The sequence below is a fragment of the Nonomuraea candida genome (assembly GCF_000725485.1).
GTDB lineage: Bacteria > Actinomycetota > Actinomycetes > Streptosporangiales > Streptosporangiaceae > Nonomuraea > Nonomuraea candida.
The window spans coordinates 116,294-135,833 of the sequence record NZ_JOAG01000003.1 but is presented as its reverse complement, the minus strand read 5'-3'; the positions used below and the strand labels follow the sequence as shown (position 1 = coordinate 135,833).

The window sequence follows — 19,540 nt, the reverse complement described above, 5'->3', positions numbered from 1 at the left end:
GCGGGCCTGAGCGGGAGGAGGAGCGATGGCGACCAAGCCGTTCGCCTCATCGGCGGATCTCGGTGAGAAGCGGCAGTCCCTGGAGGTGCTCGCGGACGGCGTGTACGCGCTCACCGCCGAGGGCGACCCCAACGTCGGCGCGATCGAGGGCGAGGACTTCCTCGTCTGCTTCGAGGCGCTGGCCACGCCGGTGGCCGCCCGCGCCTGGCTGGACCGGCTGCGCGAGCACACCGGCAAGCCGGTCCGATACCTGGTGCTGTCGCACTACCACGCGGTCAGGGTGCTGGGCGCCTCGGCGTTCGGCGCGGACGTGATCGTCGCCCACGAGAAGACCCGCGAGCTGATCGCCGAGCGCGGCGAGCAGGACTGGGCCAGCGAGTACGCCCGGATGCCCCGCCTGTTCCGCGAGCCCGCCTCGATCCCCGGCCTGACCTGGCCGACCGCCACGTTCAGCGACCGGTTCACCATCGACCTGGGCGGCGGGCGCGGCGACCTCGTCCTGCAGTACTGCGGGCGCGGCCACACCGAGGGCGACCTGGTGGCCTGGCTGCCCGGGCGGCGCATCCTGTTCGCCGGCGACCTGGTCGAGTCGCAGGCGGCCCTCTACACCGGCGACGCCTTCCACCGCGACTGGTCCTCGGGCACGCTCGACCGGGTCGCCTCGTTCGGGGCCGAGACGCTGGTCGGCGGCAGGGGCGCGGTGGCCAGGGGCAAGGAGGGCGTCGAGGCGGCCATCGGGCAGACCCGCGACTTCCTGACCGTGATGCTGCGCGAGGTGGGCGCGGCGGGGTCGGTGAAGGAGGCGTTCGAGCGTACGCACCGGGCCCTGGAGCCGCGTTACGGCCGCTGGCCGATCTTCGAGCACTGCCTGCCGTTCAACGTCTCCAGGCTCTGGGACGAGTTGCACGGCGTCGAGCGGCCGCGCGTGTGGACCGCCGAGCGCGACCGTCAGGTGTGGGACGAGCTGCAGTCATGAACGCCGGGGCCGGGAACGCCGGGGTCAGGAAGGCCGGGGACAGGAAGGCCGGGGCCGGGAACGCGGGGGCCGGGAACGACGCCCAGGTCATCGTGATCGGGGCCGGGCCGGTCGGGCAGAGCGCGGCGCTGCTGCTGGCCCGCTGGGGCGTCCAGGTGCTGGTCCTGGACCAGCGCCCGGGGCGGGGGAGCGGCGGGTCGAAGTCCATCTGCCAGCAGCGCGACGTGCTCGACATCTGGGCCGCCGCAGGCGCGGGCGCGGTGGCCGAGGAAGGGCTGGCCTGGACCACGGCGCGCACGTACTACCGCGACCGCGAGCTGTTCTCCTGGTCCTTCGAGCGCGAGGGGCCGCTGCCGGCGTGCGTGAACATCTCCCAGACCCGCACCGAGCAGCTCCTCGACGCGGCCATCGCCGCCCAGCCGCTGATCGAGGTGCGCTGGGAGCACGAGGTGACGGGCCTGACCCAGGACGGCTCCGGCGTCACCGTGCACTGCGGCCGGCGGCCGCTGCGCGCGCCGTACGTGCTGCTCTGCGCGGGCGCCAGGGCCCAGGCGCTGCGCGCGGCGCTGGGGGTGGCCTTCACCGGGGAGACGTTCGACGACCAGTTCCTGATCTGCGACATCAAGGCCGACCTGCCGGGGTGGGAGAACGAGCGGCGCTTCTACTTCGACCCGGTCTGGAACCCCGGCCGCCAGGTGCTGATCCACCCGTGCCCCGGGGGCACCTACCGGGTGGACTGGCAGATCGCGCCGGACTTCATCCCCACCGAGACCGACATCGCGCGCAAGATCCGGCAGATCATCGGGGACCGGCCCTACGAGCTGCTGTGGCACAGCACCTACCGCTTCCACTCGCGCCTCGCCTCCCGCATGCGCGTCGGCCGGGTCCTGCTGGCGGGCGACTGCGCCCACCTGGTGGCCCCGTTCGGAGCGCGCGGGCTCAACTCCGGCGTGCCCGACGCCGAGAACGCCGCCTGGAAGCTGGCCTTCGTGCTCAACGGGTGGGCGGGGGAGGAGCTGCTGGAGTCGTACCATGCCGAGCGGCACGCGGCGGCGCGGGAGAACCTGGAGGTCACCGCCGCCACCATGCGCTTCCTGGCGCCCAGGAGCGTGGAGGAGCGCATGCACCGGCGGGCGGTGCTGGAGGGCGGGCGCGTCGCCGAGGTGGACTCGGGGCGCTTCGCCGAGCCCTTCTGGTACGTGGACTCGCCGCTGACCACCCCCGAGCCGTCGCGCCCCTTCGCGGGCCGGCCGCCGAAGGGGGCGACGTGCGCTCCGGCGCCCGGCGTCATCGTGCCCGACGTGCCGCTGCCCGGAGGCCGGCTGCGCCGGCACACCAGGGACGGGTTCCTCGTCCTTCTGGGCGATATGTGCGATTCGGGTTTGTTTGCGCAGGTCCTGGGCAAGGTCATTAGGGCGCCGCTCGCCGTACGCGGGCTCGCGGAGATGGATGGGACTGGCTCGCTCGCTGAGAGGCTCGGCGCGGGGCCGGATGAGGCATGGCTCATCAGGCCCGACTCCCATATCGCCGCGATCGTCCCCCATGCGGGGCCGGAGTCGGTGGCGGTCGCCGTGAGCCGCGCGCTCGGCGGCTCTGCTGACATATGACCCCATAGAGGAGGACTGCGTGAGTGGCCGTAGCTCGTTTCTGATCGTCGCGAACCGGTTGCCGGTGGACCGCACGATCGAGCCTGACGGAACGGCCTCGTGGCGCAGGAGCCCCGGCGGACTCGTCACCGCGATAGCGCCGGTGATGCAGCGCCGCCACGGAGCCTGGGCCGGCTGGCACGGGGCTCCCGACGAGAAGCTGGAGCCGTTCGAGCAGGACGGGATGAGCCTGATCCCCGTGCCGCTGTCGGCCCGCGAGGTGGAGCTCTACTACGAGGGCTTCTCCAACGCCACCCTCTGGCCGCTCTACCACGACGTGGTCGCGCCGCCGGTGTTCGACCGGGAGATGTGGGAGACCTACCGCTCGGTCAACGAGCGCTTCGCCGACGCGGCCGCCGAGGCCGCCGAGGAAGGCGCCGTGGTGTGGGTGCAGGACTACCAGCTCCAGCTCGTGCCCGCCATGCTGCGCCGGCTCCGGCCCGACCTGCGCATCGGGTTCTTCCTGCACATCCCGTTCCCGCCGACCGAGCTGTTCTGGCGGCTGCCGTGGCGCAAGGACCTGGTCGAAGGGCTGCTCGGGGCCGACCTGGTGGGCTTCCAGCTGCCCGGCGGGGCCTCCAACTTCCGCAGGTTGTGCCGCAGGCTGCTCGGGCTGCCGTACAAGGGGAACGAGATCTTCCTCGACGACCGGGTGGTGACCACGCAGGCCTTCCCGATCTCCGTGGACTTCGCGCAGCTCGACTCGCTCGTGCGCGAGCCGCACGTCGTGGCCAGGGCCAAGGAGATCAGGGCGGAGCTGGGCGACCCCGAGCACGTGCTGCTCGGCGTGGACCGGCTCGACTACACCAAGGGCATCGGGCAGCGGCTGGAGGCGTTCGGCGAGCTGCTCAACGACGGCCGGCTGCGGTCGGGCGAGGCGGTGTTCGTGCAGATCGCCACGCCCAGCAGGGAGCGGGTGGACGAGTACCGGAAGCTGCGCGACGACATCGAGCTGCAGGTCGGCCGGATCAACGGGGAGCACGCCCAGCTCGGCTACCAGCCGGTGTGGTATTTCCACCAGTCCTACGACCACCAGGAGCTGGCCGCGCTCTACCTGGCCGCCGACGTCATGGTCGTCACGCCCCTGCGCGACGGCATGAACCTGGTGGCCAAGGAGTATGTCTCCTGCCACCACGACCTGCACGGCGCGCTGGTGCTCAGCGAGTTCACCGGGGCCGCCGACGAGCTGCGGCAGGCGTATCTGGTCAACCCCTATGACGTGGAGGACGTCAAGCGCCAGATGCTGGCGGCGATGCGGGCCACGCCGCACGAGCTGGCCCGGCGGATGCGCACGATGCGCCGCCGGGTCGCCACCTACGACGTGGACCGCTGGGCGAGTGAGTTTCTCACTGCCCTGGAGTCACCTGCTTCAGAGACTTCCACGCGTCGTAACGCTTCTTGGCGGTCCGGTTGACCACGATCTGCGCCACCGACATGCCCACGCCCATGACGACGGCGTAACCGATCGCCTCGCCCATGCTCACCTCGGGCGACTCGGTGTCGATGGGCGGCTCCTTGCCGGTCGCCTTCTTCCAGGCGAACCCCAGGGCCTTGCGCGCCGCCCATGCCGTCACCAGACCCACCAGGCCACCGACGACCCGCCAGGCGATATCGGGCTTGTCCTCCGCCATGTCGATCTCCCTTCCCCTTTGTAACGAACACTAGTCTCTACCGCTTCGCGTGCCCGCGAAGCCGTACCATAAGGAGGCATGACTCAACAGCGACTACGCCATGCCTCCATGCCCGACAAGCCGACTCTCGACGGCTTGGAGCAGGTATGGGTAGCTCGCTGGGAAGACGAGGGCACCTACCGCTTCGACCGGTCCAGGCCGCGCGAGCAGGTCTTCTCCATCGACACGCCGCCCCCGACCGTGTCGGGCTCGCTGCACGTCGGTCACGTCTTCTCCTACACCCACACCGACATCATGGCCCGCTACCAGCGGATGATCGGCAAGGCCGTGTTCTACCCCATCGGCTGGGACGACAACGGCCTGCCCACCGAGCGGCGCGTGCAGAACGTCTACGGCGTGCGCTGCGACCCGGCCCTGCCCTACGACCCCGACTTCACCCCGCCCGACAAGCCCGGCAAGCGGGAGATCTCGATCTCCCGGCGCAACTTCGTCGAGCTGTGCCACCAGCTGACCGCCATCGACGAGCGGGCGTTCGAGGAGGTGTGGCGGCGGGTCGGCCTGTCGGTGGACTGGTCGCTGCTCTACACCACCATCGGCGACGAGTCGCGGGCGGTGTCGCAGCGCGCGTTCCTGCGCAACCTGCTGCGCGGCGAGGCCTACCTCTCCGAGGCCCCGACGCTGTGGGACGTCACCTTCCGCACCGCCGTGGCCCAGGCCGAGCTGGAGGACCGCGAGTGGCCCGGCGCCTTCCACAAGGTCTCCTTCTACGGCGAGAAGGGGCCGGTCTGGATCGAGACGACCCGGCCCGAGCTGATCCCGGCCTGCGTGGCGCTGGTCGCGCACCCTGACGACGAGCGTTACCGGGACCTGTTCGGCACCTCGGTGCTGACGCCGCTGTTCGGGGTCGAGGTGCCGGTGCTGGCCCACCGCCTGGCCGAGCCCGACAAGGGCACCGGCATCGCGATGATCTGCACGTTCGGCGACATCACCGACGTCACCTGGTGGCGGGAGCTGCACCTGCCCACCCGGCCGGTCATCGGCTGGGACGGGCGGCTGCTGCCCGAGCCGCCGGAGGGCGTGGAGGCGGAGCCGTACAAAGAGCTGGCGGGCAAGACCGTGCACAGCGCCCGCGAGCGCATCGTGGAGCTGCTGCGCGAGTCCGGCGACCTCGACGGCGAGCCGAAGCCCGTGAAGCGCCCGGTGAAGTTCTACGAGCGGGGCGACAAGCCCCTGGAGATCGTCACCACCCGGCAGTGGTACATCCGCAACGGCGGGCGCGACCAGGAGCTGCGCCGGCGGCTCCTGGAGCGCGGCGCCGAGCTGCGCTGGCATCCGCCGCACATGCGGGTGCGCTACGACAACTGGGTCGAGGGGCTCACCAGCGACTGGCTGATCTCCCGCCAGCGCTTCTTCGGCGTGCCGATCCCGGTGTGGTATCCGATCGACGAGTCGGGGCAGCCCGTCCACGACGCGCCCATCCTGCCCACCGAGGACATGCTGCCGGTCGACCCGTCCTCCGACGTGCCGCCCGGCTACACCGAGGAGCAGCGCGGCGTGCCCGGCGGGTTCATGGCCGACCCCGACGTCATGGACACCTGGGCCACCTCGTCGCTGACGCCGCAGATCGCCGGCCGCTGGGGCACCGACGACGACCTGTTCCAGCGGGTCTACCCCGCCGACCTGCGCTCGCAGGCCCACGAGATCATCCGCACCTGGCTGTTCTCGACCGTGGTCAGGTCGCACTACGAGTTCGACGGGCTGCCGTGGAGCGACGTGGCGATCTCGGGATGGATCCTCGACCCCGACCGCAAGAAGATGTCCAAGTCCAAGGGCAACGTGGTCACCCCGCTCGACCTGCTCGCGCAGCACGGCTCCGACGCGGTGCGCTACTGGGCGGCCAACGGCCGCTACGGCGTCGACACCGCGTTCGACGCGGGGCAGCTCAAGATCGGGCGGCGGCTGGCCATCAAGATCCTGAACGCCTCGAAGTTCGTGCTGGGCCTGGCCGCCGGCGACGCCGGCGCCGCCGACGTCACCGAGCCGCTCGACCTGTCCATGCTGGCGGTGCTGTCCGACACGGTGCGGGAGGTCACCGAGGCGTTCGAGGGCTACGACCACACCCGGGCCATCGAGGCAGTGGAGCGCTTCTTCTGGTCGTTCTGCGACGACTACCTGGAGCTGGTCAAGGCCCGGGCCTACGAGTCCGGCGGCGCCTCCGCGTCCGCGCACGCGGCGCTGCGGCAGGCGCTCGACACGCTGCTGCGGCTGTTCGCGCCGTTCCTGCCGTTCGTGACCGAGGAGGTGTGGTCGTGGTGGCGCGAGGGCTCGGTGCACCGCGCCTCCTGGCCGGTCGCCGAGCGGGGCGCGGGCGACCCGGCGGTGCTGGCCGTGGCCTCCGAGGTGCTCGGGCAGGTGCGCAAGGCCAAGTCGGAGGCCAAGGTGTCGATGCGGGCCGAGGTGTCGCGGCTGACCGTGTGGACGCCCGACGTCGAGCTGGTGCGGCAGGCGGCCGACGACCTGTGCGCGGCGGGCAACGTCGAGGAGTTCGTGCTGGACCACGGTGAGGAGCTGAAGGTCGAGGTGCACCTGGGCTGAGGCCCTTTCAGGTCCTTGAGGTCTTTGAGGTCTTTGAGGTCCTTCAGGCTCTTCAGGTCCTTCAGGTCCTGACGCCGGCCGCCCCCGGTCTCGCCGGGGTGGCCGGCGTTTCCCGTGTTTCTCGGGTCAGCGTCTTTCTTCGGGTCAGGCGTCGCCCGGGGGTGGTGCGGTGTCGCGGGCGACGTCGCGGTGGAGGGCGACGAACAACGAGTACGCCTGCCCGTCCGGCGGCGGCCGGCGGACCCGGAACTCGTCGAACACCTCCTGCAGCCGCGTGTGCAGCTCGTCGTATCCCTCGGCGGTCAGCCGCAGGCCCAGCCTGGCGAAGTCGCCCTCCTCGATGTCCACCAGCTTGAGCTCCTCCAGGAAGGCGTCGAGGATCGCGGCGTTGGCGCCGGTCACCCCGCTCTCGCGCACGTCCATGTCCCAGGACTTGCCGGTGGCCCGGTAGGGGATCTCGGTGGAGCCGCGCGGCCCCGGGCGGCTCGGCTCGGCGGCCAGGAAGTCGGTCTGGACCAGCTTGCGCACGTGGTGGAGGGTCGTGGCGGGGTTGGCGCCGAGGCGGTCGGCGATCTCCTTGTTGGTCAGTGCCCGGTCCAGGCACAGGCGCAGGATGCGCAGTCGTACGGAGGAGGCCAGCGCCCGGGCCTCGGCCTCGGTGGCGGGGCGGCGTTTGGTGCCCATGGCAGGCAGCCTATAACCGGTTGACTTTAATAAATCGGTCATGAATGCTGGCCCGCCATGGGTTTGTTGCGCGAGCACGACTTCCGCGGCCTCTTCCTGGCCGACAGCGCCAGCCAGGTCGGCGGCCAGCTGCTCCTGCTGGCCCTGCCGCTGGTCGCGGTGTCGGCGCTGCACGCCTCGTCGTTCGAGGTGGGCCTGCTGGCCGCCTGCCAGACGGTGGCCTTCGCGGTGATCGGGCTGCCCGCCGGGGCGATCGTGGACCGGCTGCGCAAGCGCGCCGTGCTGATCGTCGCCGACTGGGCGCGGGCCCTGGCGCTGGCCTCCGTGCCGGCGGCCTGGTGGCTGGACGTGCTGACGATCCACCAGCTCTACGCCGTGGCGCTCGTGCTCGGGGTGTGCACCGTGTTCTTCGACGCGGCGTACCAGAGCTATCTGCCGCACCTCGTCGGGCGCGAGCGGCTGGTCGAGGGGAACTCGCTGCTGGAGGGGGTGCGCACGGTGGCGCAGCTCGGCGGGCCCGGCCTGGGCGGCTACCTCGTGCAGCTCCTCACCGCGCCGTTCGCGCTCGCCGTCACCGTGGCCGGCTACGCCTGGTCGGCCCTGTGCCTGGGCGCCATCCGCAGGCGCGAGCCGCGTCCCGGGCGCTCGCGCACCCACCTGGCCGGGGAGATCGGGGAGGGCGTCAGGTTCGTGTTCGGCCACCGGCTGCTGCGGCGCATCGCCGGCTGCGCGGCCACCGCCAACCTGTTCGCCACCATGGCGCAGCCCGCGATCCTGCTCCTGCTGGCCAGGGAGCTAGGGCTGGCGGCGGGCGCCATCGGGCTGCTCCTGGCCACCGGCGGGCTCGGAGGCGTCGTGGGAGCGATGGTCAACCGGCGGGTGGCCCGGCGCTTCGGGCAGGGGCCGACGATCTGGCTGGCCATGGCGCTGCCCGCGCCGCTGATGTTCCTGGTGCCGCTGGTCGAGGCCGACTGGCGGCTGGGGCTGTTCGTGGTCTTCCAGTTCTGCTCCGGGGCCGGCGCGGTCGTCTTCAACGTCACCCAGCTCAGCTTCCGCCAGGCCATCACGCCCGAGCCGATGCTCGGCCGCATGAACGCCACCATCCGCTTCCTGGTGTGGGGGACGATGCCGGTCGGCGGCGTGATCGGCGGGGCGCTGAGCGAGGCGATCGGGGTCAGGAACGCGCTGCTGGTGGCCGCCACGGGGACGTGCCTGGCGTTCCTGTGGGTGTTCGCCTCGCCCCTGCGCACGATGCGGGAGCTGCCCGCCGCCTGATCTTCATGGGCACGACGGTGACACGCCCGCCGCCCTCTGCACAGACCCGATCTCGCGGCTCCCCGGATTGCCGCTTCTTTACGCTCTCAGCTGCCCGGACGGTTATCCGCGCGCATCCCGGCTCCGGACGTGCCAGTCTTGAACACGTGCTGTCCGACCGCCCCACCAAGCTCGTGCCGCCCGTGCTGGCCAGGATGGCCGCCTGGGCCGGGTGCCTGATCCTCGTCGGCGTGGTCGTCTACTTCCTCGCCCAGGTGATCGCCCGCCTGGCGTTCGTGGCGCTGCCCGTGGCGATCGCGCTCCTGCTGACCGCCCTGCTGTTCCCGCTGACCAGGGGCCTGCGCAACGCCGGCATGCGCCCCATCTACGCCACCTGGATCACCATGCTGGTGGCCCTGGCCGTGCTCGCCGGCACGGGCTGGCTGGTGGGCGCGCGCGCCAGCGAGGAGTTCCCCAACCTGGTCAAGCAGGTCCAGGAGACGGCCAGGGCCGTGCAGGAGTGGCTGATCACCGGCCCCCTGCACCTGAAGGAAGCGCAGATCACGGGCTACGTCGACGAGATCGCGGCCATGGTCAACGCGCAGCGCACGGCCATCACCGGCACCGTGCTGTCGGCCGGCGCGGTGGCCTTCGAGGTGCTCGCGTCCATCGTGCTGCTGCTGTTCGTGACGTTCTTCCTGCTCAAGGACGGCGACCGGATCTGGGCGTGGTTCCTGAAGGCGTTCGGCGGGGTGGCGCCGCGCGTCGACCGGGCGGGGCGGGCCGCGTGGACCACGCTCTCCCACTACGTCCAGGGCACGGTGGCGGTGGCCGCGGTGCACGGGCTGATCATGGGGATCGTGCTGGCCGGGATGGGCGTGCCGCTCTGGGCGCCGCTGGCCGTGCTGATCTTCTTCGCCAGTTTCATCCCCATCGTCGGCATCTTCTTCGCCGGCACCGTCGCCACCCTGGTCACGCTGGGCGCCAAGGGGCTCGTCTACGCGCTGATCTTCCTCGGCATCCTCATCGTGGAGCAGCAGCTCGAAAACCACGTGCTGCAGCCGCTGATCGTGGGGCGGGCGCTCAACTTCCACCCGCTGGCGATCATCCTCGTGCTGGCCATCGGCGGCATCCTGGCGGGCATCGCGGGAGCGGCCGTGGCCGTGCCGGTGGCGGCGGTGATCTACCGCGCGCTGCCCGAGCTCCGGCACCAGACACCCGAGCTGCCACCCGGCCATGGCGACGCCCCGCCGGGCGGCGATCCGCCGGGCCCTGACGACGGCGGGTTCGGCGGCGACGACGACCTGCGGAGCGACGACGGCCGGCTCCGGGGCGACGACGGCCGGCCTCCGCGTGACGACAGCGTGCCGGGCCGGAGCGACGCCCGGGGATGGCGGTGGCGCGATGGGGCCGTCGTGTCGCGATAGCGCGTGGACGGGGGCGGGGGCGACACGGAGTAACCTCGTCACCCGTGACTCGTTCCTCCCTCACCACCCCGCCACCGCACGCCGAGACGCCCGCCGCGCACCCCGCCGCGCCGGCGCCGGGCAGCACGCTGGGCTCCCACTACAGTCAGTGCTTCGGCTGCGGCGCCGGCCATCCGACCGGGCTGCACCTCACGGCCAGGACGCCCGACGGCGCGACCGTCGAGGCGGAGTTCACGGTGGGGGAGGCACACCAGGGCGCGCCCAGGCTGGCGCACGGCGGCGTGCTGGCCGCCGCCATGGACGAGGTCATCGGCATGTCCGTCTACCTGTTCCACAAGCCTTATGTGACGGGACGGCTGGAGACCGACTACCTCCTCCCCGTTCCCGTGGGCACGACACTCCACCTGCGTGCCTGGTGCAACGGCATCGCGGGCAGAAAGGCGTACCTTGAGGCTGAGGGGCGCATCGGCGCTCCAGACGGGCCGGTCGCCGTCCGCGCGGCAGCGCTGTTCATCGAGGTGAACATGGAACACTTCGCCAAGCACGGCGATCTGGCCGCCATCGCCGCCGAACACCAGGACTACGAGGTGAATCCTTGACCAGGACAGAGGTCCTCATCCAGCGGCTCGACCCCGGGCTGCCGATGCCGTCCTACGCCCACCCGGGCGACGCGGGGGCCGACCTCTACGCGGCCGAGGACGCGGAGCTGATGCCCGGCGAGCGGGCCGTGGTCGGCACCGGCGTGGCGATCGCGCTGCCCGACGGCTACGCCGCGTTCGTGCATCCGCGCTCCGGGCTGGCGGCCAGACACGGCGTCACGCTGGTCAACGCGCCCGGCACGGTGGACGCCGGCTACCGGGGCGAGATCAGGGTGACGCTGATCAACACCGACCTCAAGGAGCCGTTCCGGCTGCGGCGGGGCGACCGGGTGGCGCAGCTCGTGATCCAGCAGGTGGAGCGGGTCGCCTTCGTCGAGGCCGGGCGGCTGCCCGAGTCCGCGCGGGGCGCGAACGGGTTCGGGTCCACGGGGCGTTGACCGGTGGGCAGGAAGGGGCCCGTCACGGGCCCGACGTACAACGGGCCCGTGAGCGGCCCGACGAGCAGGGAGAGTGAGGAACGTGTTCCGACGTCGTCGTCGTGAGCAGCCGGAGCAGGCGGTCGAGCAGGAGCAGGCCGCGCCCACGCGAGAGTCCGGCCCGTGGGACGCCGACGAGCCCCACCCGGAGAGCGACCGCATCGATCTGGGCGGCCTGCGGCTGCCCCACAACCCCGACTTCGACGTGCGCCTGGCCTCGCTGGGAGACCAGCACGTCGGCGTCGTCGTCCTGTACGACGAGAGCTCGCTGCAGCTCCAGGCCCTGGCCGCGCCGCGCAGCTCCGGCCTGTGGGACGAGGTGAAGACCAAGATCCTCGCCCAGGCCAAGCACCTGGAGGAGCGCGAGGGGCCGTTCGGCAGCGAGCTGGCCGGCGAGATGCGGGTCGAGGGCGAGAGCCGGCCGGCCCGCTACCTGGGCATCGACGGCCCCCGCTGGTTCCTGCTCGCGGTCATCGCGGGCAAGGCGGCGGTGGACGACACGGTCGCGGCGGCGTACATCGACTTCATCAGGGACGTCGTGGTCGTGCGCGGTGACGAGCCGATGGCGCGGGAGGAGCCGATCCCGCTGCGCCGGCCCAACGAGCAGGCGAGCGATCAGGCGAGCGAGCAGGCCGAGCGGCCCGGGCTCAACCCGTTCAAACGAGGACCTGAAATCAGTGAGATTCGCTAAGAGCTGACATCACATAGGCTGATGCATCATGAGTACGGCAGAGCCCCCTAAACGTGGGGGATTGCGCGGGTTCTTCAGCAGGCTGGCCACCAGCCAGTCCGAGATCGAGGCCCAGGAACTCCGGGAGGACGCCGACGAGGTCGGCGCGACCCCGATCGTCTCGTGTGGCGGGCGCCGCCGCTTCTGCGTGGCGGGTACGCTACGTACGGTCACTCTGCGTCCCAGGGGTGGCGCCCCCGCTCTGGAGGCCGAGCTCTACGACGGGTCCGACGTGATCGACCTGGTCTGGCTCGGCCGCCGCAAGATCGCCGGAATCGAGCCCGGCCGCACGGTCAAGGCCGAAGGCCTGGTCAGCATGCAGGACGGGCGCAAGGTGATGTTCAATCCGCGTTACGAGCTGCGCCCAGGGAGTTGATCAGGTGAGTGCTGAGGCGGAAGAGGTCGCCCATGACACCGTCGAGGCCGCGGTGCGAGCACAGCTCGCCAAGGCGTTCGGCGGGGTGCGCGGCATCATCGAGGCGGCGGTCCCGACCATCGCGTTCACGCTGTCCTGGATCTTCACCGAAGATCTGAAGCTGTCGCTCATCATCAGCGTCTCGCTGTCGGTCCTGCTGCTCCTGGTGCGGATCATCCAGCGCTCCACGCCGCAGTTCGTGATCAACAGCCTGATCGGCATCGCGATCGGCGCGTTCTTCGCCAGCCGCACGGGCGACGCGAAAGACTACTTCCTGCCCGGCATCCTCTACAACGCCGGTTACGCGGTGGCGATGCTGATCTCGATCGTCACCCGGTGGCCGGTCGTGGGGTTCCTGATCGGCTCGGTCACCGGTGATCCGACGGGTTGGCACAAGGACGCGGGCATCGTGAAGTTGTGCGTCCGGCTGACCTGGCTGCTCATGCTGCCGTGCGCGGTCCGGGTGGCGGTGCAGGGGCCGGTCTACCTGTTCGGCGGCGGTGATCAGGCGGTGGCGGCGCTCGGGTTCGCCAAGATCGTCATGGGCTGGCCGTTGCAGGTGGCGGCGCTGGCGGCCATGTTGTGGGTGCTCGGCCGCGGCCGCACCCCGATCAAGCCACCCGTCGCCCCCGCCTGACCCCCGACCCGGGCCCGCTCAGGGCCCGGGCACGGGGCGGTCAGCGGTCCTCGTGGTCGGGGTCGAAGGCGGTGGGTTCGGCGGGGAGGGTGTAACGCGCGTTGATGAGGTCGGCGACGCGCCGCCGGCTCTCCTGCGGCGCGATGCCGGCCTCCTCGCGTTCCACCGCCGCCACCTCCTCCGCCAGCTCGTCGTCGCCCAGGCTGCCCCGGATCCACCCCGAGTAGTCGCCGCGGCGGAGGTGGTGCAGCCAGGTGTCGTCGTCCACGCCCTCGGCCAGTTCGACGAACGTGTGCAGGTTCCTGGCCCGCAGCCGCAGCCGGTCCTGCGGGCCGGTGAAGTAGAAGCTCTTGTCCTTGGCCATCGTGCCGGCCGCGTACTTGCGGCGGTGGCGGGTGCGTTCGGCGCGGGCGGGGGCGAGGGTGAGGCGGCGCGCGTACCCGGCCTCTTCGAGCCACAGGGCGAGGTCGCCCGCCGGAGCGGGGCGCAGCGCGGGCGGCTCCAGGCCGCGCGCGGCGGCGAAGGCGGCCAGCGTGTTCTCCGGGTCCTTGCCCACCGCGATCGTGGCGTTGACCAGCCGCAACGCCTCCGGGCTCATCGCGTCGGGATGCACCGTGATCATCAGCAGCGCGCCGACGTCGCCGGCCTGCTGGAGCGGGACGTGCCGGATCTCGGCGGGCATGAGGTGGTGGGCCTCGTCGAGGATCAGCCAGTGCGGATGCCCCAGCCTGGCGCGCAGCGCGGTCAGCCGGGGCAGCAGCTCGGCGAAGTACGCCGGGCGGTCGCGCAGCTGCAGGCCGATCAGGTTGATCACGACGCTGTGGGCGGGCTGCTCCAGCACGTGCAGGACCTCGTCCACGGCCGGCACCCGGTCCGGGTCGCCGAGCACGGTGACGCCGGGATACTCGGCGTAGTCGCCCTCCGGGTCGACGATCACGCACTGGTAGCTGGCGCCGGTGAGGCGTTCGAGCAGGGCGGTGGTGACGGTGGACTTGCCGCTGCCGGAGGGGCCGGCGACGAGCAGGCCGAGACCGTACGTGGGCAGCCGCACCTCGCCGTCGCCGTCGTCCGTGACCGGCCTCGCCGCACCGCCTCCCCCGCCGCCCCGCGCTTCCGCGCCGGCCCTGCCGGTCCTGCTCGGCCCGCCCTCGCCGCCTTCCTCGCGGTCCCGGCCGGCGCCGGCCTCCCCGTCGCCGCCGGCGTGGCCGAGGAGGACGTGGTGGCGGGGCAGTTCCAGGGTGTCGAGGTCGCCCGACAGCAGCTTCGCGGTCAGCTCGGTCACGCCGCGGCCGTTCTCACCCTCCAGGCAGACGTCGCAGGCGTTCTTGAGCGCGGGCAGCGCGTTGGCGACGGCGGCGCCGCACTCGGCGGCAGTCAGGAAGGCGTGGTCGTTCTCACCGTCGCCGACCGCGACCGTGCTGTGCGGCGACATGGACAGGCGGTCGAGGGCGGCGGCCAGGCCGGTGGCCTTGTTCACGCCGGCGGGCAGCACCATGACCGCGCCCTTGTTGTAGATGACCTGCAGCTCCAGGCCCAGCTCGCGGATCGCCGCCTGGACCTGGACGTCGTGGGGCTCGCGCGTGGCGATCAGCACCTGCCCGATGCCCAGCGGGCTCACCCCTTCGCCGCGCAGCCGGTCGGCCAGCTCGGGCGGCGGCGGGGCGGCCAGGGCGTCGCAGGTGCGCTGGCGGGGGTCGTACAGGAGACCGCCGTTCTCGGCCACGATCAGGTCGAACAGGGCGGGATGCGGGAAGACGGAGAGCAGGTCGTCCAGCTCGCGCCCGGTGACCAGCAGCAGCGTCACGCCGGCGCGGGACAGCCGCTCCAACGCCTTGATCGTCTCCTCGTCCACCTGGCCACCCCGGGCCAGGGTCTCGTCATAGTCGCAGGCCAGGACGTTGTAGCGCATGGTGCTCCCCTTACCCGCAGGAGGGCGGGCATCCGGCTGGGCGGGTGAAAGGGAGGTGAACTTTGACCCGTTCGGCATCATCCCCCTCTGCCCGGTGCCCGCCGTTCATGCGGATGCGCCCCGATTCAGTCGCGAGGGCGGCGGGCGGCCCAGACGGTGCGCTCGCCACGCGCCGTCAGGTCACGGTGGGTGAGCGACTCCGGGCCGTCGGGGGACAGCAGGCGGTCGAGGACGTCGAGGTCCTCGGCGGTCAGCAGGTCGGCGAGGACCGAGCGGAAGCCGCTCAGGACGGCGCGCGCGTACCGCTGGACGGCGGGCGCGGGGCTGCTCGCCTCGATGGCGTAGGTGCGGCGGCCGACCGGCTCGTATCCGGCGCGTTCCAGGTTGACCTGCCAGTCCGGGTAGGCGTTCCAGCCGAACCCCGCCACCGCCTCGTGGCAGCGCTCCTCCAGGCCGGGCCGGCCCAGGCCCAGGTCGTCGGGGAGGAAGTACGGCATCCCGCTCATCTCGGTGATCGCGAGCAGGCCGCCGGGGTTCAGCGCCGGGCGGAGCTCGCGGAGCAGCCGGTCGGGGTCGGTGAGGTGGTGCATCGACGAGGCCGCCCAGGCGACGTCCACGCCGGTCACGGCGGGCCAGCCGGCGTCCAGGTCGGCCTGTACGACGCGCAGCCGGTCGTCCAGGCCCTGCTCGCGGGCGGTCGCGCGGATGCGGTCGAGCATCACCGGCAACCGGTCGATGGCGACCAGTTCGGCGTCCGGGAAACGCCGGGCCAGCGCCAGGCCGTAGGTGCCGGGGCCGGCCCCGATGTCGGCCACTCTGCCGGGCTTGTCGGGAGCGAACTGTTCCGCCCAGGCGGTCACCTCGCCGACGTACCGGCTGAAGATCAGGGCGTCCAGCGCCAGCATGTCCGCCTGCCCGGACTCGTCGTGGTGCCCGTGCCCGTGAGCGTGCCCATGCCCGTGACCGTGCCCGTGATCGTGCTGGTGCTCGGATTTGTGCTGGTTAGCATGCGGTGTCATGCCTGTACGCTAAGCGCTCTGTGCCCCTGCGGCATACGTTCTTGCCTATGAAGCAAGAAATCGGCGCGAAAGCTGCGCTTCCTGCCCCGCCTCTGGCGACGGCGGAGCTGAAGGCGCATTCCGGCGGCCGCCCGGGTCCGCTTGCCTTGTAGTCAGTTCATCGGTATATATCGGTGGCATGAAAAGTCGAGCGATGCAGGAACCGACGTTCCTGATCCTGACGGCGCTGGCGGCCGGGCCTCAGCACGGCTACGGCATCATCACCGACGTGCTGCGCATCTCGGAGGAGCGGGTGCGGCTGCGGGCCGGCACGCTGTACGCGGCGCTGGACCGGTTGCAGGGGGAAGGGCTGGTCGAGGCCGAACGCGAGGAGATCGTGGACGGGCGGGCCCGGCGCTACTACCGCCTGACGCCGGCGGGGGAGGCCCGGCTGGCGGAGGAGGCCGAGCACCTGCGGCGCAACCTGGAGGCCGCCACCTCCCGGCTGCGCGGCCGCATGACGGCGCACCCCGCACCGGCGGCCCGGCCGGCGGGGGGTGCCGCATGACGAGGGTCCCCATGACCCGGCTGGAGCGGCGTTATCGCAGGTTGCTGGCGGCGTACCCGAAGGAGCACCGGGCGCGGCACGCCGACGAGATGATCGCGGTGCTGCTCGCCGCGGCCGGGCCCGGCACGCGGCGGCCGCCGCTCGGGGACGCGTACGACGTGCTGCGCGGCGGCCTGGCGATCCGCCTGCGCCGGGCCGGCGACCCGGCCAGGCGTCACCACTGGCGCGACGCGGTCAACGTCGCCGCCGTCGTCGCGCCCCTCGCGATCTTCGCCCCCCTGCTCGTCCGGGCCGCCGTCCTCGGTTCGCGGGCGCTGCCGGGCGGATTCGCGGAGCCGGAGGCGCAAGAACTGCTCGAACAGGTCGTGTACGCGCTGCCGTACGGGCTGGTGGCCCTGCTGGCCTGGGCCGGGCGGCGCCGGGCGGCGCTGGCGGTCGCGGTCGCGTACGCGGTGGTCAAGGCGGTGGACCGCCTCTGGCGCGCCTCGCAGCCGTTCGTCGTCCTGGTCGAGGACGGCGTGGTCCTGATCAAGGACCGGTCCGCCGAGCTCGACGGCGTGGGGCTCGTGCTGCTCCCGGCGGTCCTGTGCGCCGCGCTGCTCGTCGTCGCGTCCGCGCCGGGCGCCGGCCCGCTGGGCTCGTCCCGGCTGCTCGGCTGGACCGCCGTGGCGCTCGGCCTGCCGATCACGGCCGCCCTGGTCGCGTGGAGGTGGGGTCTCCCCGTCGCGTTCGCGGTGGCGCTGACGGCGACGGTGGTGGCGCTGCGCGCGCCCGCCGGTCGCCGGGCCGTGCTCGCGCTGACGCCGATGGCGGCGGTGATCGCCGGCGGGGTGCCGGGGGCCGGCGCGACGGTGAACACGGTGCTGCTCGCCACGCTCTCGGCCGCCGTGCTGGGCGTCACCGCGTGGCTGTCCAGGGGCGCGGCCGTGCCTTCACGGGCGGCGGACCCGAGCCCCTGAGCCTCCCCATGACCAGGACGGTACGAACGAGGGCGTGAGGTAAACAGCTCCAGAGGAACCCCTGAACCAGTTGATCCACGCGCGCGGGTACGAAGGCTGGCGAACGATCACCTCACACCATATCGGGGGACCACCATGTACAAATGCGCCATCGCCGCCATCACCATGACCGCCGCCGCCCTGCTCCTGGCCGCGACGCCCGCCATCGCCGACGACGACTACAACGGCCCGGTGTTCGGGGTGTGCGGGACGGACGGCACCAAGCTGATCAGGATGCAGGCGCCGATGGTGCTGTTCCTCTCCGACCGGGGCTGCCACCCCTGGGACGACGAGAGCCTCTCGCACCTGATGAAGTGACCCCCTCATCGTAGAGACCCCTCGCGGGGCGCGCCGCGAGGGGCTTTCCGCTGCCCTGCGGGACGGAAGAGCCGGGCGCGGCGTGGCGCTGCCGCGCGTCCCGGCCAGGGCGAGTCCGTGGGGCGGGTGGATGTCAGCGGTCCCCGAGAGTTCGTTCCCAGCGGAGTTCGCCGTCGTGCCACTGGCCGGTGGGCCTCAGTCCGGCCGATCGGGCGACGGCGGCCGAGGCCGCGTGGTCAGGGTGGATGTGCGCGACGATCGTGTCGATGGCCTGCGTCTCCAGCAGGCCGGCCAGGGCGCCGGCCGCTTCGGAGGCCAGGCGCCGGCCCTGCCAGGGCAGTCCGATCACCCAGGCGATCTCGGCGGTACGGCCCTCGATCGTGGCCTGCACGTAGCCCACCAGCCGGTCCTCCGCGCGCAGCCGGATCACCCAGTTGCGCCAGCCGGGCGGGCCGGCGACCAGGCGTTCGTAGCGGGCGCGCAGCTCCTCGGGGCCGAGGGGAGCGCCGCCGGTGAACGCGTGCAGCTCGGGGGCGGCGAGCACGGCCGCCATCTCCTCGGCGTGCTCCACCCGGAGCGGGACGAGGTCGAGCCGAGGCGTCCCGATCGTGGTCATGGACGGCTCGCCGGTTCGGGTGGACGGCACGTCGGCTTGGGTGGACGGCTCGCCGGCTTGGGTGGACGGCTCGCCGGCTTGGGTGGACGGCTCGCCGGCTTGGGTGGACGGCTCGCCGGTTCGGGTGGACGGCTCGTCGGCTTGGGTGGACGGCTCGCCGGTTCGGGTGGACGGCTCGTCGGGCTTTCGCCTGTCGTGATCGGGCACGTTGGTCCTCGTCTGTTCCACGGTGTCGGTCAGCCCTGCCGCAGCAGCAGCGTGACGAATCCCAGCACGCCTCGGTAGCCCGTGAGCCACAGGTCCCGGTGCTCGCGCGCGGCGGCCAGCGCGGCCTCGCCGTCCGGGCCGGGGTGGTCGAGGGCCCAGCGGGTCAGGGTGCCGGTCCAGGACCACTCGTACTCGTCCCACTCCTCCAGGGTGCTGGTGTGGCCGTGGACGGTGGCGTACCCGGCGCTCTCCGCGCGGGCGACCGTGCCGGCCAGGTCGGCGTACTCGTCGGGCTCGGCCCCCAGCGCGGTGAGGAGCTCCGCCGGCGGCGTACGCTCCCAGAAGCCCTCCCCGACCAGGGCGAGCCCGGAGGACGGGCGCAGGTGGCCGCGGACGGCGGCCAGGGTCGGCGCGAGGCCGCCGAAGGCGTGCGTGGCCCCCACGCACAGCACCAGATCGTACGGCTCGGCGGTGGAGAAGCCGGCGGCGGACGCGTGGTGCAGGCGGAGGCGGTCGGACACGTCGCGGCGCTCCGCCTCCGACGCGGCCGTGGCCAGGGCCGTGCCGGAGATGTCCACCCCGTCGGCCGTCGCGTCGGGATAGAGCGCCAGCGCCCTGGTGAGCCACGCCGCCTCCCCGCAGCCGAGATCCAGGATGCGGGCCCGCGCGGGCAGCTTCGCGCGGAGCAGCAGGCGCTCCAGGCCGGCCTCGCTGATGGGCGCGGCGACGGGGTGGTCCGCGTGGGCGAGGTGGCTGATCAGGGATCGTTCCATCCGGCGAAATATGCCCCATGCCCGGTTACGGCGGCAAACGATATTCATGCCGCGGGCATCACCGGGCGTGGTGGCCGCGGGGC

20 protein-coding genes are annotated in these 19,540 nt (G+C 72.3%); 14 read left to right on the top strand and 6 right to left on the bottom strand.

The genetic code is table 11. From position 1 onward, the window contains the following. The first annotated feature begins 25 nt into the window (after positions 1 to 25). Genes IO39_RS00665 through IO39_RS00655 form a run of 3 tightly spaced genes read left to right on the top strand, consistent with a single transcriptional unit; the run spans position 26 to position 4,036 of the window. Positions 26 to 976, top strand: a complete 951-nt coding sequence (locus IO39_RS00665) for an MBL fold metallo-hydrolase (RefSeq protein WP_043614140.1) — start codon at positions 26 to 28, stop codon at positions 974 to 976. After that, the gene (locus IO39_RS00660) at positions 973 to 2,583 is read left to right on the top strand and encodes an FAD-dependent monooxygenase (RefSeq protein WP_084772033.1); all 1,611 of its coding nucleotides are present in this window, start codon (positions 973 to 975) and stop codon (positions 2,581 to 2,583) included. Before IO39_RS00665 ends, IO39_RS00660 begins: the two co-directional genes overlap by 4 nt. A 19-nt stretch (positions 2,584 to 2,602) precedes the next feature. Next, positions 2,603 to 4,036: an alpha,alpha-trehalose-phosphate synthase (UDP-forming) gene (locus tag IO39_RS00655; RefSeq protein WP_043614137.1), complete on the top strand. Its 1,434-nt coding sequence runs from the start codon at positions 2,603 to 2,605 to the stop codon at positions 4,034 to 4,036. Here the strand turns inward: IO39_RS00655 and IO39_RS00650 are convergent. Next, positions 3,969 to 4,253: a DUF4235 domain-containing protein gene (locus IO39_RS00650; RefSeq protein WP_043614134.1), complete on the bottom strand. Its 285-nt coding sequence runs from the start codon at positions 4,251 to 4,253 to the stop codon at positions 3,969 to 3,971. The genes IO39_RS00655 and IO39_RS00650 overlap by 68 nt on opposite strands. Before the next feature lie 78 nt (positions 4,254 to 4,331). Here IO39_RS00650 and valS point away from each other — a divergent pair, with 78 nt between their 5' ends. Next, positions 4,332 to 6,848, top strand: a complete 2,517-nt coding sequence (valS, locus tag IO39_RS00645; RefSeq protein ID WP_043614131.1) for a valine--tRNA ligase — start codon at positions 4,332 to 4,334, stop codon at positions 6,846 to 6,848. Between the two features lie 144 nt (positions 6,849 to 6,992). Here valS and IO39_RS00640 read toward each other — a convergent pair whose 3' ends face one another. Next, entirely contained in the window at positions 6,993 to 7,532 is a 540-nt protein-coding gene (locus tag IO39_RS00640; protein ID WP_043614128.1) for an ArsR/SmtB family transcription factor, read from the bottom strand. A gap of 57 nt (positions 7,533 to 7,589) precedes the next feature. On the opposite strand from IO39_RS00640, the gene IO39_RS00635 reads away from it, so the two are divergent. The 7 genes from IO39_RS00635 (at position 7,590) to IO39_RS00605 (ending at position 13,070) form a co-directional block, all read left to right on the top strand. Next, the gene (locus IO39_RS00635) at positions 7,590 to 8,807 is read left to right on the top strand and encodes an MFS transporter (protein ID WP_043614125.1); all 1,218 of its coding nucleotides are present in this window, start codon (positions 7,590 to 7,592) and stop codon (positions 8,805 to 8,807) included. Between the two features lie 146 nt (positions 8,808 to 8,953). Then, positions 8,954 to 10,213, top strand: a complete 1,260-nt coding sequence (locus IO39_RS00630; protein ID WP_084772031.1) for an AI-2E family transporter — start codon at positions 8,954 to 8,956, stop codon at positions 10,211 to 10,213. Between the two features lie 44 nt (positions 10,214 to 10,257). Beyond that, positions 10,258 to 10,812: a PaaI family thioesterase gene (locus IO39_RS00625; RefSeq protein WP_043614122.1), complete on the top strand. Its 555-nt coding sequence runs from the start codon at positions 10,258 to 10,260 to the stop codon at positions 10,810 to 10,812. Next, a complete protein-coding gene (dut, locus tag IO39_RS00620) occupies positions 10,809 to 11,249 on the top strand; it encodes a dUTP diphosphatase (RefSeq protein WP_043614120.1) in 441 nt (146 codons plus the stop codon). Before IO39_RS00625 ends, dut begins: the two co-directional genes overlap by 4 nt. An 82-nt stretch (positions 11,250 to 11,331) precedes the next feature. Then, positions 11,332 to 11,979, top strand: a complete 648-nt coding sequence (locus IO39_RS00615) for a DUF3710 domain-containing protein (protein WP_043614117.1) — start codon at positions 11,332 to 11,334, stop codon at positions 11,977 to 11,979. 28 nt (positions 11,980 to 12,007) lie between these two features. Next, entirely contained in the window at positions 12,008 to 12,394 is a 387-nt protein-coding gene (locus IO39_RS00610; RefSeq protein WP_043614113.1) for an OB-fold nucleic acid binding domain-containing protein, read from the top strand. Positions 12,395 to 12,398: 4 nt separating this feature from the next. Beyond that, on the top strand, positions 12,399 to 13,070 hold the full coding sequence (locus IO39_RS00605) for a DUF3159 domain-containing protein (RefSeq protein WP_043614110.1): 672 nt from the start codon (positions 12,399 to 12,401) through the stop codon (positions 13,068 to 13,070). A gap of 40 nt (positions 13,071 to 13,110) precedes the next feature. On the opposite strand, the gene IO39_RS00600 is transcribed toward IO39_RS00605, so the two are convergent. After that, positions 13,111 to 14,979 (bottom strand): HAD-IIB family hydrolase, encoded by a 1,869-nt coding sequence (locus IO39_RS00600; protein WP_043614108.1) that lies wholly within the window; start codon positions 14,977 to 14,979, stop codon positions 13,111 to 13,113. Between the two features lie 125 nt (positions 14,980 to 15,104). Continuing rightward, positions 15,105 to 15,998 carry a class I SAM-dependent methyltransferase gene (locus IO39_RS00595; RefSeq protein WP_043614103.1) on the bottom strand — a complete coding sequence of 298 codons (894 nt, stop codon included), beginning with the start codon at positions 15,996 to 15,998 and terminating at the stop codon, positions 15,105 to 15,107. A 193-nt stretch (positions 15,999 to 16,191) separates the two neighbouring features. Between IO39_RS00595 and IO39_RS00590 the strand changes: the two genes are divergently transcribed. The 3 genes from IO39_RS00590 (at position 16,192) to IO39_RS00580 (ending at position 17,861) form a co-directional block, all read left to right on the top strand. Then, positions 16,192 to 16,545 (top strand): PadR family transcriptional regulator, encoded by a 354-nt coding sequence (locus tag IO39_RS00590; protein ID WP_043614102.1) that lies wholly within the window; start codon positions 16,192 to 16,194, stop codon positions 16,543 to 16,545. Then, complete coding sequence (locus IO39_RS00585; RefSeq protein WP_157547757.1) at positions 16,542 to 17,504, top strand: hypothetical protein; 963 nt, start codon at positions 16,542 to 16,544, stop codon at positions 17,502 to 17,504. The genes IO39_RS00590 and IO39_RS00585 overlap by 4 nt, the downstream gene beginning before the upstream one ends. A 135-nt stretch (positions 17,505 to 17,639) precedes the next feature. After that, positions 17,640 to 17,861 (top strand): hypothetical protein, encoded by a 222-nt coding sequence (locus tag IO39_RS00580; RefSeq protein WP_043614099.1) that lies wholly within the window; start codon positions 17,640 to 17,642, stop codon positions 17,859 to 17,861. Positions 17,862 to 17,994: 133 nt separating this feature from the next. On the opposite strand, the gene IO39_RS00575 is transcribed toward IO39_RS00580, so the two are convergent. After that, complete coding sequence (locus IO39_RS00575) at positions 17,995 to 18,684, bottom strand: GNAT family N-acetyltransferase (RefSeq protein ID WP_245641745.1); 690 nt, start codon at positions 18,682 to 18,684, stop codon at positions 17,995 to 17,997. Positions 18,685 to 18,713: 29 nt separating this feature from the next. Beyond that, positions 18,714 to 19,457, bottom strand: coding sequence for an SAM-dependent methyltransferase (locus tag IO39_RS00570; RefSeq protein WP_043614096.1), 744 nt, complete (start codon positions 19,455 to 19,457; stop codon positions 18,714 to 18,716). Positions 19,458 to 19,540: the final 83 nt, after the last annotated feature.

Bases quoted from the DNA above. Each gene is read 5' to 3' on its own strand.
- IO39_RS00570 (WP_043614096.1), bottom strand. From the start codon at position 19,457: ATGGAACGATCCCTGATCAGCCACCTCGCCCACGCGGACCACCCCGTC.
- IO39_RS00660 (WP_084772033.1), top strand. From the start codon at position 973: ATGAACGCCGGGGCCGGGAACGCCGGGGTCAGGAAGGCCGGGGACAGG.
- IO39_RS00610 (WP_043614113.1), top strand. From the start codon at position 12,008: ATGAGTACGGCAGAGCCCCCTAAACGTGGGGGATTGCGCGGGTTCTTC.
- IO39_RS00585 (WP_157547757.1), top strand. From the start codon at position 16,542: ATGACGAGGGTCCCCATGACCCGGCTGGAGCGGCGTTATCGCAGGTTG.
- valS (WP_043614131.1), top strand. From the start codon at position 4,332: ATGACTCAACAGCGACTACGCCATGCCTCCATGCCCGACAAGCCGACT.
- IO39_RS00590 (WP_043614102.1), top strand. From the start codon at position 16,192: ATGCAGGAACCGACGTTCCTGATCCTGACGGCGCTGGCGGCCGGGCCT.
- IO39_RS00650 (WP_043614134.1), bottom strand. From the start codon at position 4,253: ATGGCGGAGGACAAGCCCGATATCGCCTGGCGGGTCGTCGGTGGCCTG.
- IO39_RS00580 (WP_043614099.1), top strand. From the start codon at position 17,640: ATGTACAAATGCGCCATCGCCGCCATCACCATGACCGCCGCCGCCCTG.
- IO39_RS00595 (WP_043614103.1), bottom strand. From the start codon at position 15,998: ATGACACCGCATGCTAACCAGCACAAATCCGAGCACCAGCACGATCAC.
- IO39_RS00600 (WP_043614108.1), bottom strand. From the start codon at position 14,979: ATGCGCTACAACGTCCTGGCCTGCGACTATGACGAGACCCTGGCCCGG.
- IO39_RS00640 (WP_043614128.1), bottom strand. From the start codon at position 7,532: ATGGGCACCAAACGCCGCCCCGCCACCGAGGCCGAGGCCCGGGCGCTG.
- IO39_RS00635 (WP_043614125.1), top strand. From the start codon at position 7,590: ATGGGTTTGTTGCGCGAGCACGACTTCCGCGGCCTCTTCCTGGCCGAC.
- IO39_RS00665 (WP_043614140.1), top strand. From the start codon at position 26: ATGGCGACCAAGCCGTTCGCCTCATCGGCGGATCTCGGTGAGAAGCGG.